Origin of the sequence: Nocardioides mangrovicus (assembly GCF_003674065.1) — a bacterium.
GTDB lineage: Bacteria > Actinomycetota > Actinomycetes > Propionibacteriales > Nocardioidaceae > Marmoricola > Marmoricola mangrovicus.
The window spans coordinates 395702-408845 of sequence record NZ_RDBE01000007.1; the positions used below are offsets into that span (position 1 = coordinate 395702).

11 protein-coding genes and 1 pseudogene are annotated in these 13144 nt (G+C 72.7%); 5 read left to right on the top strand and 7 right to left on the bottom strand.

Features of this window, described 5'->3' with window-relative positions:
* Positions 1–32 precede the first annotated feature (32 nt).
* Entirely contained in the window at positions 33–1436 is a 1404-nt protein-coding gene (locus tag D9V37_RS11435; protein ID WP_121806266.1) for a WS/DGAT/MGAT family O-acyltransferase, read from the bottom strand.
* 60 nt (positions 1437–1496) lie between these two features.
* Here D9V37_RS11435 and D9V37_RS11440 point away from each other — a divergent pair, with 60 nt between their 5' ends.
* The 4 genes and pseudogenes from D9V37_RS11440 to D9V37_RS21005 form a co-directional block, all read left to right on the top strand.
* Complete coding sequence (locus D9V37_RS11440) at positions 1497–2549, top strand: FUSC family protein (RefSeq protein ID WP_232524872.1); 1053 nt, start codon at positions 1497–1499, stop codon at positions 2547–2549.
* 133 nt (positions 2550–2682) lie between these two features.
* A complete protein-coding gene (locus D9V37_RS11445) occupies positions 2683–2988 on the top strand; it encodes a hypothetical protein (RefSeq protein WP_121806268.1) in 306 nt (101 codons plus the stop codon).
* Positions 2981–4351: an alpha/beta hydrolase gene (locus tag D9V37_RS11450; RefSeq protein WP_147455929.1), complete on the top strand. Its 1371-nt coding sequence runs from the start codon at positions 2981–2983 to the stop codon at positions 4349–4351. Before D9V37_RS11445 ends, D9V37_RS11450 begins: the two co-directional genes overlap by 8 nt.
* Positions 4351–4710, top strand: a pseudogene (locus D9V37_RS21005) (hypothetical protein); the annotation flags it as partial. The gene D9V37_RS11450 and the pseudogene D9V37_RS21005, both read left to right, overlap by 1 nt.
* Before the next feature lie 33 nt (positions 4711–4743).
* On the opposite strand, the gene D9V37_RS11460 reads toward D9V37_RS21005, so the two are convergent.
* Genes D9V37_RS11460 through D9V37_RS11470 form a run of 3 tightly spaced genes read right to left on the bottom strand, consistent with a single transcriptional unit; the run spans position 4744 to position 7682 of the window.
* Entirely contained in the window at positions 4744–5283 is a 540-nt protein-coding gene (locus tag D9V37_RS11460; protein ID WP_147455930.1) for a DUF402 domain-containing protein, read from the bottom strand.
* A 24-nt stretch (positions 5284–5307) separates the two neighbouring features.
* On the bottom strand, positions 5308–6144 hold the full coding sequence (locus tag D9V37_RS11465; protein ID WP_121806271.1) for an SDR family NAD(P)-dependent oxidoreductase: 837 nt from the start codon (positions 6142–6144) through the stop codon (positions 5308–5310).
* The gene (locus tag D9V37_RS11470; protein ID WP_121806272.1) at positions 6141–7682 is read right to left on the bottom strand and encodes a flavin-containing monooxygenase; all 1542 of its coding nucleotides are present in this window, start codon (positions 7680–7682) and stop codon (positions 6141–6143) included. The genes D9V37_RS11465 and D9V37_RS11470 overlap by 4 nt, the downstream gene beginning before the upstream one ends.
* Positions 7683–7754: 72 nt before the next feature.
* On the opposite strand from D9V37_RS11470, the gene D9V37_RS11475 reads away from it, so the two are divergent.
* On the top strand, positions 7755–8381 hold the full coding sequence (locus D9V37_RS11475) for a TetR/AcrR family transcriptional regulator (RefSeq protein ID WP_198412502.1): 627 nt from the start codon (positions 7755–7757) through the stop codon (positions 8379–8381).
* Between the two features lie 45 nt (positions 8382–8426).
* Here D9V37_RS11475 and D9V37_RS11480 read toward each other — a convergent pair whose 3' ends face one another.
* The 3 genes from D9V37_RS11480 to D9V37_RS11490 all read right to left on the bottom strand — a co-directional run bounded on the left by D9V37_RS11480 (position 8427) and on the right by D9V37_RS11490 (position 13040).
* The gene (locus D9V37_RS11480; RefSeq protein WP_158604450.1) at positions 8427–9566 is read right to left on the bottom strand and encodes an EAL domain-containing protein; all 1140 of its coding nucleotides are present in this window, start codon (positions 9564–9566) and stop codon (positions 8427–8429) included.
* A gap of 106 nt (positions 9567–9672) precedes the next feature.
* A complete protein-coding gene (locus D9V37_RS11485) occupies positions 9673–10923 on the bottom strand; it encodes a glycosyltransferase (protein ID WP_232524873.1) in 1251 nt (416 codons plus the stop codon).
* Positions 10920–13040 carry a glycosyltransferase family 39 protein gene (locus tag D9V37_RS11490; protein WP_121806275.1) on the bottom strand — a complete coding sequence of 707 codons (2121 nt, stop codon included), beginning with the start codon at positions 13038–13040 and terminating at the stop codon, positions 10920–10922. The genes D9V37_RS11485 and D9V37_RS11490 overlap by 4 nt, the downstream gene beginning before the upstream one ends.
* Positions 13041–13144: the final 104 nt, after the last annotated feature.

Sequence of the window (13144 nt, forward strand, 5' to 3'; positions counted from 1 at the left end):
CTGCTTGGGTTTCGCTCCTTGGGGGTGGCCGCCTAGGAGACCCCGGTGGCCTTCTCCAGCAGTCCCAGCTCGGTGTCGAGGTAGGTCAGCAGCCGCTGCAGGTGCGGCACGCTGCGACGGCAGCCGGTCAGGCCGAACTCCATGTCCTGGTCGTAGCTGTTGCAGGTGATGTTGAGCGCCATGCCCTGCAGCGGGATGGAGAGCGGATAGGTGCCCTGCAGCCGGGCGCCGTTGAGGTAGAGCGGCTGACGGGGCCCGGGCACGTTGCTGATGATGAGGTTGAAGGGCGGTCGCACCACCTCGTGCAGCCGCAGCATCGGCAGCGCGATCGCCGGTGCCATGCCGAGCCCGGCCATGGCCAGGATCTGGGCGGGCGACATGGCGCCCAGCGCTTGCTTGCCGTCGACCATCGAGGTGTGGATGCGGGCGAGCCGGTCGGCGGGGTCGTCCAGGTCGGTGCCGAGCTGCACCATCACCGCCCCCAGCGCGTTGCCGCCCTCGCCGGAGGCCACGGAGGCGTTCTTGGCCTGCAGCCCCACCGGCACCATCGCCACCAGTGTCGTGTCGGGCAGGGCCTGCATCTCCTGCAGGTAGGTACGCACGGCGCCCGAGCACATCGCCAGCACGACGTCGTTGAGAGTGGCGCCGGCGGCGTCGGCGATGCCGCGCAGCCGCTCCAGCGGCCAGCCCTGCGCCGCGAACCGGCGCGAGCCGGTGATGGAGACGTTGAACGGCGTCCGCGGCGCGTACAGCGAGACCGAGGAGGTCTCGTTGCGCAGCCCCTTGGCGATCGTGCGCACCAGCGCGGACGGCATCCCGGCGGCCTCCGTGGCCATCGCCAGCGCCGATCGGAAGACGTCGGCGGGCAGCTCGGCCAGGGAGGTCGGTCCGTCGCTGGTGCGAGGGCCGGCCGTGGAGGTCGGCTGCGACCACGGCGGCGGCATGTCGCGGCGGTCGGGGTCCTCGTCGAGCATGCTCTGCAGGAGCCGCATGGCCGACACGCCGTCGAGCAGGGCGTGGTGCATCTTGATGTACATGGCGAAGGTGTCGTCGTAGAGACCCTCGATCAGGTGCGCCTCCCACAGCGGCCGCTCGCGGCTGAGCCGGGTGCCGTGCAGCCGTGAGCAGAGCTCGAGCAGCTCACGGATCCGGCCCGGACGCGGCAGCGCGCTGTGGCGGACGTGGTACTCGATGTCGAACTGGTCGTCGCGCTCCCACACCCATTGACCGGCGGTCCGCACCGAGCGCGCCGGCCGGCGCAGGAACAGCGGCCGGATCTCCTCGGCGTTCACCGACGCTTCGTAGACCGAGCGGACGTAGTCGTCGCCGGCGCCCTCGGGCTTGCGGTAGATCGCCAGACCGCCGACGTGCATCGGCTGCGACCGATTCTCGGCGCTCATGAACGCCACGGCGGTCGGGTCCAGGGGAGTCGGCATCTGCCGATCCTCCCTCCGCGACGGGGTTTGTGGAAGTCGTCACTTCGTTACCGTTTCCCGGTGACTTCGGCGCGGTGGCAGCGGCTGGCGGGCAAACGCTGGCAGATCGGGCAGTGCGCCGTCGCCGCCGGCCTCGCGTACTGGATCGCCCACGACCTGCTCGGCCACCCCAAGCCGTTCTTCGGGCCGATCGCGGCGGTGGTCGCGCTGGGCACCTCCTACGGCCAGCGGCTGCGCCGGGTCGGCGAGATCACCGTCGGGGTGGCGCTCGGGGTCTTCCTCGGCGACCTGCTCACCAGCTACGTCGGCACCGGTCCGTGGCAGATCGGCCTCATCGTCGCGCTGGCGATGACCGCGGCGCTGCTCCTGGACACCTCGCAGCTGCTGGTCACCCAGGCGGCGGTGCAGTCGATCGTGGTCAGCGTGCTCGTCGCCCCGGCCTCCTACGCCTTCTACCGCTGGACCGACGCGGTGGTCGGTGGGCTGGTCGCGCTCGTGGCGGCCACCGTGGTGCCCCAGGCGCCGCTGCGGCGTCCCCGCGAGCAGGCGGCCTCGGTGCTGCGCCGCATCGTCGAGCTGCTGCGTGCGGCTGCCGACAGCATCGACGACGGCGACGTCGACCGCGCGGTGAGCGTGCTGGAGGAGGCCCGCCGCACCGAGCCGCTGCTGCGCGAGCTGGAGGGCGCGGCCGCCGAGGGCCTCTCGGTGCTGGCCTCCTCACCGTTCCGGATCCGCCACCGGCCCGGTGTGCGCCGGATGGCCGAGCTGGTGGAGCCGCTGGACCACGCGCTGCGCAACACCCGTGTGCTGGTACGCCGGGTCGCCGTCGCGGCCTACCGGCGCGAGCAGTTCCCGCGGGGCTACGCCGTGCTGGTCCGCGAGCTCGCCGGCGCCGCCGAGCTCGTCGCCCTCGAGCTCGACGCGGGCCGGACCCCCGAGCAGGCCCGCGACGTGCTGCTGGCCGTCGGGCACGACAGCGCCCTCGTGGAGCGTGGCCACGGGCTCTCGGCCGAGGTGGTGCTGGCCCAGGTGCGCTCGATCACCGCCGACCTGCTCGCGGTCAGCGGACTGGACCCCTTCACCGCCACCGACCAGATCCCACCCCTGGCCTGAGAGCTCGTCCATCCCTCTGACCTGGGCTTCCGGGCGTTCTCCACAGCCGACCCGGATGCCGGTTGGCCGCCCTCGCCGCGCTGGTCACGATTCTCGACGGATCGACCAGCGCCGGACCGAGGAGGGGTTGCGCATGGGTGGCACGGGGTTGAGCACGGGGTTGAGTACCGGGTTCAGGGGAGGCGACGTCGCGGTCGTCGGCCGAGCGGGGGAGGAGCTCGCCCGGGCGGGCGATGACGTGGCCGCGCTCGCGGCCGAGCTGCGGGCCGCGCTGGCGAGGGCGGCCGGCGCCGTGGGGCACCGGGCCGCGGCCGCCGCGCTGGAGGCGGTGTCGCTCACCTGGTGCGGGGGGCTGGTGGCGGCCGCGGCTCAGGTGACGGCGCTCGGCGCCGCTGCCAGCGCCGGGGCGGCGGACCTGCGGCGGGCCGGCGATGGCTGACGCGCTCGCGGCGCCCGCAGGAGACGCCGACGCGCTCCTAGCGGCCGGTCATTCACTGCTCTCGGTGGCGGCGGCACTGGACCGGCAGCGACGCGGCGTCGGCCGCTCGCAGCGGGCGGGGGAGTCCTGGAGCGGTCCGCGTCGCGACGGGTTCGTGGCCGCTGCAACGGCCACGCAGACCGGGTTGAGCGCCTTCGCCGACGACGTCGGGAGGATCGGGCGCCGCCTGCAGCACCTCGGCCACCTGCTGGCCGAGACCTCCGCCGAGGTCGCGCGGCAGCGGCTCCTGGCGGCGGCCGGCGCCGACGTCGCGGCGTGCGAGGACGCCGCCGAGCTGGCGAAGGACGCCTACGCCCGCGCGGCCGCCGCCTTCGCCGTCGCGGCCGGCGAGCCGTCGGCCTGGCGAGGCCACGCCGCCGACCGGGCCAACCGCGCCCGGCTGCCGCGCATCGAGGCCCGGCTGCGGGCGAGGCTGGACGAGCTCGCGGCGCGCCGCCACGGCTACCAGCCCTACGGACCCGGCCTCTCGATGCCCGACCGTGAGGAGGAGGACCTCGCCCGCAAGCTGCGCGCCCTGGCCGTGCTGCGGCGGGTGCTGCGGTTGCCCGGGCGGCAGCTGCTGGCCCTCGACCCGTGGCAGGGCCACGACCTGCACGCCGCGGTGTCCGTGGGCGACGTCGACACCGCGGCGCACGTCGCCGTCTACGTGCCGGGCATGACCAGCAGCATCCAGGACAGCCTGGTCAAGGCCGACGCCGCGATGGTCGCGCTCCGCGAGCGCAGCGTTGGCAGCAGCGGGGGAGGTGGGAGCGGGGCCCCGGACACCGCGGCGATCACCTGGCTGGGCTACGACGCGCCGCAGGCCGACGACGTGCTCGACGGCTGGCTCAGCGTCGGCTCCTCCCACCTCGCGCGGACCGGCGGTGACCGGCTGGCCGCCTTCCTGGCCGGGCTGCCACCGACCCATCTGACCCTGCTGGGTCACTCCTACGGCTCGGTCGCCGCCTGCTACGCGATGCGCCACCGGGGCACCGGCGTCGACGACCTGGTGCTCTTCGGCTCGCCCGGCACCGGTGTGGACGATGTGGCGCGGTTGCACGTGCCGGCCGGGCACCTGTGGGACCTCTCCGCACCGGAGGACGTGGTGGCCGCCACCCAGCGGTTCGGGACGCTGCCGTCCATGCTGCGAGGCTTCCGGGTTCTCGGCTCCGGCTCGGCCCGCGGGCACGTGCACTACCTGGACGCCGAGACGCTGAGCCAGCACAACATCGCCGCCGTGGTGGCCGGTCGCCCCGAGGACCTGGTCCTGGCGCCATCGATCAGCCAGCCCGAGCATCTCGCGACGTTCGGCGGGATGGGCTGATGGCCAGGTGGCTGCCGGCGCTCCTCCTCGTGGTGCTGGCGGCCTGCGGGTCGCAGCCCACGGCCGCCGCGGCACCCGATCTGCACGCCGTGCGGTCCGAGCTGGTGGCGGCCCTGGCCCGAGCGGTCGGGCCGCGACCCTGGCGCGAGGCGGCCTCCGGGCAGCGGGCGCTGTGCCACCGGGGTGAGCGCAGCTGGCTGCCGACGCTGTCGTTCGACGGCGGCTACACCCGCCGGCACACGGTGCGCGCGGTCGTCCGCCGCGTGGCGGCTCGCCACGGCTTCACCCGCACGCTTCTCGACGTCGACCGTCCCGGTCTGCTCGAGATCGACGTGGCCGACCGGACCGGCGCCGAGCTGGAGCTGGAGTCCACCCCGCACGGGACCCGGCTCTCAGTCGCCTCCGGCTGTCTTCTCGCGGAACAGCGCGAGCCAGCCCGCAGCGGTGGCGCCGTCGAAGGGAGGCTCACCGGCCTGCACGGCGGCCAGGACGCTGGTGCACGACTCCATGGCGTGCTCGACGACGTCGTGGGGGTAGCCCAGCGCCGAGCGGTGCTCGGCGAACTCGTCCTCGTCGTCGATCCAGACCCGCCCGGTCGTGCCGCGGATGACGTCGAGGTCGAGGTCGACCGCACGGACGAGGTGCTCGCCCTGCCAGTCGCACGGCGTGGCGATGTCGACGTAGGTGTCGAAGGGGCGGGCGGCGTCGCGCACGGGGTGCGAGCCGTAGAAGGTGGCCAGCCACCAGTCCTCGTGCGGTACGCAGGTGACGTGGTCGGCCGCGGCGGTCTGGGTGACGCCCGGGCGACTCATCACCGTGCCCCGCACCAGCCCGCACCACACGCCGTGACGGTCGGCGCCCAACCGCATGGCGTCGAACTCCCAGTGGGGGGAGTCGGGCCATTTGCGGGTCTCGATCCTCACCGGGCGCACGCGCCCGAGTATCTACCCCCGCCGCTACCGGCTCCGCTGGGGCAGGGTGCGGCGCGCGGCGGCGGTGAAGACGTCCTGGTACCGGGCGCCGAGCAGCTTGGCGAGGGTGTGCACGGCGTGGGCGTCCGCGCCGATGAGCACCCGCGGCCGGTTGTGGAGGATGCCGCCGACGATCACCTGGGCGGCCTTCTCGGGCGTGGTCTTGGCCAGCTTGGCGTCGAACATGTCGGCCATGTCGGCCAGGTCCTCGCCGCCGGTGACGCGACCGCCACGCACGATGTTGGTGCGGATGCCGCCGGGGTGGACGCAGCTGACGCCGACCGGGTGACGGGCCATCAACATGTCCTCGCGGACCGACTCGGTGAAGCCGCGCACGGCGTACTTCGCGGCGTTGTAGGTCGCCTGGCCCGGCATCGAGACCAGCCCGAAGAGAGAGGAGATGTTGACCAGGTGGCCGTCGCCGGAGGCGATGAGGTGGGGCAGGAACTCCATCGTGCCGTGGACGACGCCCCAGAAGTTGATGCCCATGATCCAGTCGAAGCCGTCGTAGTCGATCTCCTCGATCGGCCCGCTGTAGCTCACGCCGGCGTTGTTGACCACGACGTTGACCCGGCCGAACTGGTCGGCCACGGCGCCGGCGTAGGCGCCGAAGGCGTCGCGGTCGGCCACGTCGAGGTGGTCCGAGCGCACGGCGCGGGCGCCGTGGTCCTTGACCAGCTCGACGGTCTCGGCGAGTCCGTCGTCGTTGACGTCGCTGACGGCGACCAGCGCGCCCCGCCCGGCGGCGTTCACGGCCACGGCGCGGCCGATGCCGGAGCCGGCGCCGGTGACGACGACGACCTTGTTGTCCAGAGTCCTCATGTGCTTGCTCCCTTGCTCGCGGTGGAGGTGAGGTAGGCGTCGGGGTCGAAGCTGCGCAGCAGCCGACGGAAGGCGACGGTGCTCATCGGCCACAAGGTGGTGTTGCGGCCGTGCTCGTCGAGATACCAGCTGGAGCAGCCGCCCTTGGTCCACACCGTGTGGCGCATCCGGCGCTGCAGCCGGTCGTTCCAGCGTCGCTGCGCGGTGGCCTCGGGCTCGAGGGTGGTCAGTCCGCGCTCGTCCATGACGCGGAGCGCGTCGAGGAGGTAGGCGATCTGGGACTCGATGATGTGGACCATGCTCGTGTGCCCCTGGCCGGTGTTGGGCCCGACGACCTGGAAGAAGTTGGGGAACCCGGCGACGGTCGTGCCCTTGTAGGCGCTCATGCCGTGCTCGGCCCAGGCGTCGGCGAGCGTGCGGCCGTCGCGGCCCTTGATGTGGTGGGCGATGGGCAGGTCGGTGGTGTAGAAGCCCGTGGCGACGACCAGCACGTCGATCTCGCGCTCGCGGGTGGTGCCGTCGGCCTCGCGGGTGCGGATGCCGGTCGGGGTGATCTCCGCGATCGGGTCCGTCACCAGGTCGACGTGCGCTGAGTCCAGGGCGGGGTAGTAGTCGTTGCTGATGAGCATCCGCTTGCACCCCATCGTGAACTGCGGCGTGACCTTGCGGCGCAGCTCGGGGTCGGAGATCGAGCGCTCCAGGTGGCGACGGGCCACGAGCTGGGGGAGGGCCTGCAGGCGCGGCTGCAGGGTCAGGCCGGGCACCAGCGCCTCGCGGCCCCAGTAGATGCCGGCACGGTAGAGCCGCTGCAGACCCGGAACGAGCCGGAACCCCAGCTTCTCGACGCCGGTGTAGGCACGGTCGGGGCGCGGGGCGATCCACGGGGCGGTGCGCTGGTAGACGTCGAGGTGCGAGGCGAGCTCGGCCAGCTTGGGCACGATCTGGATGGCTGAGGCGCCGGTGCCGATGACGGCGACGCGTTGACCGCGCAGGTCGGCGGAGTGGTCCCAGCGCGCGGAGTGGAACAGCTGACCCTCGAACGTCTCGATGCCCTCGATGTCGGGCAGCCGCGGCTCGGAGAGGCCGCCGGCCCCGCTGACCAGCAGGTCGGCGGTGACCGTGCCGGCCGAGGTGACCACGCGCCACACCCGGTCCTCGGCGTCCCAGGCGGCGTCGTGCACCTCGGTGTCGAAGCTGAAGCGGTCGAGCACCCCGGCCTCGCGAGCGGTGCGCCGCAGGTAGTCCCAGATCTCCGGCTGCGGGGAGAACGACCGGCTCCAGGAGGGGTTGAGCGCGAAGGAGAAGGAGTAGAGCTGGCTGGGGACGTCGCAGGCGGCGCCGGGGTAGGTGTTGTCGCGCCAGGTGCCGCCGACGTCGGAGCCCTTCTCGACGACCAGGAAGTCCCGCTCACCGCTCTCCTGCAGCCGGATCGCGGTGCCCAGCCCGGCGAAGCCGGAGCCGATGATCAGCACCCGGACGTGCGCCGGAAGTGCTGGGAGCGCCGGGAGCGGGGTCTCGGATGCGGTGGTGGCGGCCATGCGGCGAACGTACCGACGGTATTGAACCAGCGTCAATAGCGTTGTTGAAACAGATTCAGTAAGGTGGGCCACATGACGGCGGCGACCACCCAGCGCACCCGCATGCCACCCGAGCAGCGTCGCGAGCTGCTGCTCGAGCACGGCGTGCGGCTGCTGGCCACGCGGTCGCTGGAGGAGCTCTCGACCGAGCTGATGGCCGAGCAGGCCGGCATCTCGCGCGGCCTGCTCTACCACTACTTCGCGAACCTGCAGGACTTCCACCGCGCCGTCGTGCGCAAGGCGGTCGAGGACCTGGTGGCCATCACCGCGCCCGACGACGGCGAGGACCTCCTCGGCGTGCTGGAGCGCTCGCTGGCGGCCTACGTCGACTACGTCGTGGCCAACCGGGCCGGCTACCTCTCGCTGGTGCGGGCCGCCAACGGCGGCGACGAGGAGCTCCGGGTCGTCTACGAGCAGGCTCGCGACGCGCTCACCGGGCGGATGTTCGAGCGCGCCGCAGGCGAGCAGCGGATCGACGGGCTGACCGCGCTCGGGCATGCGGACACGCCCGCGACGCGGCTGATGGTGCGCGGCTGGGCCTCACTGGCCGAGGAGCTGGTGCTCGCCTGGGCCGAGGACCCCTCCTCGATGACGCGCGAGCAGCTGATCGCCGCGCTGGCGGGATCCCTGGTCGGCGCGCTCAACGCCGTCTCCGGCTGAGCGGCCGGCAGAACGGCTGGCTCAGCGGCTGGCTCAGCGGCTGGCTCAGCGGCTGGCCAGGTGCGCCAGCACGGCGTCGACCCTGACGACGCCGACGTAGCGGCCGCCGTCGTCGGTGCACACCAGCGGCAGGAACCGCGTCGGTCCCGGCCGCGACGTCGCGTAACGGGCGGCGGCGGTCACCTGGCTGCGCACCTTGACCGTGCCGGTGCTCTGCTCGACGCCGAGCACCCGGCCGAGCTCGTCGATGATGCTGGCCGGTCGGTGCTCGGCGTCCAGCACGACGAGCACCTCGCCGCGCGGAGCCCGTTCGCCGTGACCCAGCGAGGTGGTGGTCGGCGCCTGCTGGAGCAGGTCGACCAGGGTGGCGCCGCCGTGCTGGGCGGCGATCGTCTGCAGCAGCGCGGTGGTCTGCTCGCGCACGATCGGCCACTCCGGGGCGGGACGGGCGAGCAGGAAGCCCTGGGCCAGGTGGACCCCGAGCCGGGAGATGGTGTCCAGCTCGGCCAAGGTCTCCACACCCTCGGCCAGCAGCTGGGCGTCGAGCTGGCAGGCCAGGTTGGCGACCAGCTCGATCTGCATACGGCGGGTGGGGTCGCGGTCGACGCCGGAGACCATGGCGCGGTCGAGCATGAGGATGTCGGGGCGCAGCGCCTGCAGGTCGTGCAGACGCGTGTAGGTGGTGCCGCCGTGGTCCACGGCCACCCGGGCGCCGGAGGCGCGCAGCTCGCCGAGGGTGTCGAGCAGCTGGGTGCCGAGGTCGACGCCGGAGTGCTCGGTCAGGTCGAACACGACGCGTCGCAGCGAGCCGCGCTCCTCGAGGACCTCGCGCACCTCGCGGGTGGCCAGCACCTCGGGGGAGACGTTGACGGTGAGGAACGTGTCGGCCGGCAGCGTGTCGAGCCGGGCGATGCCGGCGCGCAGCGTGGCTGCCTCGAGCCGGGTCAGTCGACCCCGGTTGCGCGCGGCGGCGAAGACGCCGGCGGGGCTCTCCTGGGCGGCACGGCGGAACCGGGCCAGGGCCTCGTAGCCGACGATCGTGCCGCGCGCCAGGTCGACGATGCACTGCACGTAGGCGACGACGCCTCCGGGCAGCAGGGCGTCCTCCAAGACGCCGTCGACGTCACCGGCACGGATGCCGGCGCCGACCAGCGGGGTGGCCGTGACGTCGCGGTGCGTGCCCATGCACATCCTCCTGCGCAGAAGTGGCGACGGGCCGTAGCGGAGGGCCTGTCGATATGCACAAGGTACGCGAAACGGGCAGAGCCTATGTCCGGATTGTCGAAAGTTCTCAGACCTCCCGAGCACCTCGCGCGAACACCCAGACCCGCATCGCCACGAACCGCATCACGGTCACCAGCAGGTTGGCCACGGTGAGGACGACGACCTCGACGCCGTGGTGTCCGTGACCGCTGCCGTTGCTGGCGTCGACCGCCCACAGCGCGCCGCTGGTGACCCCCAGCCCGATGAGGAAGATCACCAGGCCCTGGACCTGATGGCGGACCATCCCCTCGGGCCCGCTCACCCCGAACGTCAGACGCCGATTGGCAGCCGTGTTGCCCACGGCGGTGATGAGCAACGCCAGCAGGTTCGCCAGCTGCGCGTCCATCGAGGTCCGCAGCAGCAGGTAGATGCCGCCGTAGGCCAGCGTGGAGGCGACGCCGATCAGCCCGAACATCACCACCTGCATCCCCAGGCGACCGCCGCCGGCGTCGGCGCTAGCCCGGCCGAGCCGGACGGCGACGTCGCGCACGGGGATGCGCCGGGTGATCAGGCCGCGGCCGAGCCGGGCGATGCCGCGCACGTCGTCGCGAGCGGTACGCCAGATGTCGACCCGGCTGTCGGGGTCGTCGGTCCAGTCGACCGGCACCTCGTGGATCCGCAGCCCGATCCGTTCGGCGAGCACCAGCAGCTCTGTGTCGAAGAACCAGGCGTTGTCCTCCACCAGCGGCAGCACCTCGCGGGCGATGTCGGCCCGGATCGCCTTGAACCCGCACTGGGCGTCGGAGAACCGGGCGCGCAGCGCTCCGCGCACCAGCAGGTTGTAGCCGCGCGAGATGACCTCGCGCTTGGCGCCCCGCACCACTCGCGAGCCCGAGCGCAGCCGGCTGCCGATGGCCAGGTCGGAGTGACCGCTGATGAGCGGCGCCACCAGCGGCAGCAGCGCGTTCAGGTCGGTGGACAGGTCGACGTCCATGTAGACCAGCACCTGGGCCGCGGACCGGTTCCAGGCCCGCTTGAGGGCGCGGCCGCGGCCCTTCTCGGCCAGGTGCACCACGTGAACCTCGTCGTAGGCGTGGTCCAGCCGACGGGCCACGATGGCGGTGCCGTCGGTGCTGGCGTTGTCGGCGATCGTGACCCGGAACGACCACGGCAGCCGCCGCAGGTGGGCCACCACTCGCTCCACCGCCGGGGTCAGGGCCACCTCCTCGTTGTAGACCGGGATGACGACGTCGAGCACCGTCGCGGTAGCCGGCTCGCACGAGGCTCCGGCGGCGAGGCCGGCCACCGGATCGGTCCCGGACTGGTGGCTGGTGGTCACGTGGCACTCCCGTCGGTGGCGGTGGAGCTGCTGGCGGAGCTGGTGGGCTGGGTCAGGTCGTAGACGGTCGTGCCGCCGACGGTGGTCGCGGTGAAGTTCTGCGAGACCCAGGTGGAGATCGACGAGGAGTCGCTGCTGCCGCCGCTGGAGGAGCCGAAGCTCGACCCGCTGCCGATGAAGTAGTGGATCTTCTTGGCCGCGACGTAGGCCTTGAACTGCGCCAGCGTCGGGCTCGGGTCCGAGCCGTTGAACCCGCCGATCGCCATCACCGGTTCCTGGGTGGCCAGCTGGTAGCCCGAGGCGTTGTTGGATCCCACCGCCGCCGCGACCCAGGTGTAGCTCGACGCATCGGCCTCGAGCAGCTTGGTCAGCGCCGAGGACGCCGTGCTGCCGTTCAGCAGACCGCCGGCACCGCCACCCATACCGCCGCCGCCTCGTCCGAAGCCACCGCCAGTCCCGTTCTGGGTCTGGCCGTTCTGGGTCTGGCCGTTCTGGGTCTGGCCGTTCTGGTTGGGCATGCCCGGGGGCCGCCCGCCGCCGTTGCCACCGCCACCGGGTCCGCCACGGCCGCCCCCGAAGCCGCTGCTGCCCGTGCTGGGGCCGGCGTCGACGATCGAGCCGCTGTGGCCGGTCGTCGCGGTCTGCACGGCGTACGAGGCGGGGCCGGCCATGGTCGCCACCAGCACGCCGGCGCCGACGGCGATCGCGACCCGGCGCCCGTAGTGGCCGATGCCCACCACCAGCAGCGCCGAGACCACCCCCACCACCAGCACGACCCAGCGCAGCCACGGCACGAAGTCGGCCGAGCGGCCCAGGAGGTAGAAGGCCAGGACGCTGGTCAGCGAGACGGTGAGCGCGGCGGCACCCTGGGCGAGAAGGGAATCGCGATGACGCCACAGCAGCCAGCCGCCGATGCCGACCAGGGCGCCGATCGCGGGGGACAGCGCCACCGTGTAATAGGCGTGGAAGATGCCGGCCATGAAGCTGAAGGTCAGTCCTGTGACCAGCAGCCACAGGCCCCACACGACCAGGCCCGCGCGCACCAGGTCGGTGCGCCGCTGCCCGAAGCCGGTGCGGCGGGTCAGCCACAGGCCCACGCCCAGCAGCACCAGGGCGGCCGGCATCAGCCAGGCGATCTGGCCGCCGATCTCGGAGTTGAAGAGGCGCAGCAGCCCGGTCTGGCCCCACATGCCGCCGCCGGTGCCACCCGCGCCGCCACCGCCACCGCCGACCGAGCCGGTCTCCTCGCCGTTGAGCCGGCCCAGGCCGTTGTAGCCCAAGGTGAGCTCGAGGATCGAGTTGTTCTGCGAGCCGCCGATGTAGGGCCGGCTCGAGGCGGGCCACACCGACACGATCGCGATCCACCAGCCGGCCGAGACGATCATCGCCACCAGGGCCAGGGCCAGGTGGCCCAGCCGCTTGGGGATGCTGGTGTGGGCGAAGAGCAGGTAGACGACCGCCAGGGCCGGCAGCACCAAGAAGGCCTGCAACATCTTGGCCAGGAACGCCAGACCGACCAGCACGCCGACGAGGGTCACCCACCGCAGCGACGGCTTCTCCAGGGCCCGCATCGTCGCGTAGACCGCGCCGGTGAGGAGCAGCACCAGCATCGCGTCGGGGTTGTTGAACTTGAACATCAAGACCGCCACCGGGGTGATGGCGAGCGTCAGACCGGCCAGCAGGGCCGCGCCGTTGGAGCCGGTGGTGCGGCGCACGGTGTTGTGCAGCAGCCAGACCGTCAGCACCCCCTCGATGGCCTGCGGCACCAGGATGCTCCACGAGGACAGCCCGAAGATCCGGACCGAGAGGTCCATGGGCCACAGTGCGAGCGGCGTCTTGTCCACGGTGATGGCGTTCGCGGCGTCGGAGGATCCGAAGAACATCGCCTTCCACGACACCGAGCCGGCCTGGACGGCCGCGGAGTAGAAGCTGTTGGCCCAGCCCGAGCGGTCCAGGGCCCACAGGTACAGCACGGCGGTCAGGGCGAGCAGCCCGACCAGTCCGGGACGGGCCCACCGCGGTCGTGTGCCGGTCCCGTCGCTCGTGTCGATGTGGGCCTGGCGCACCCGGAACGGCGCCGTGAGCTGGCTGCGGAAGGCAGTGCTGTCCGAGGTCATGCCACGAGCCTGCGGGTCGGCTCTGAACGGACCCCGTGCCGAGTCTGTGGCTGACCTGTGAGGTGGGCCGGCCCCACGACGAGGGCCTGCGCCGAACCCAGGGC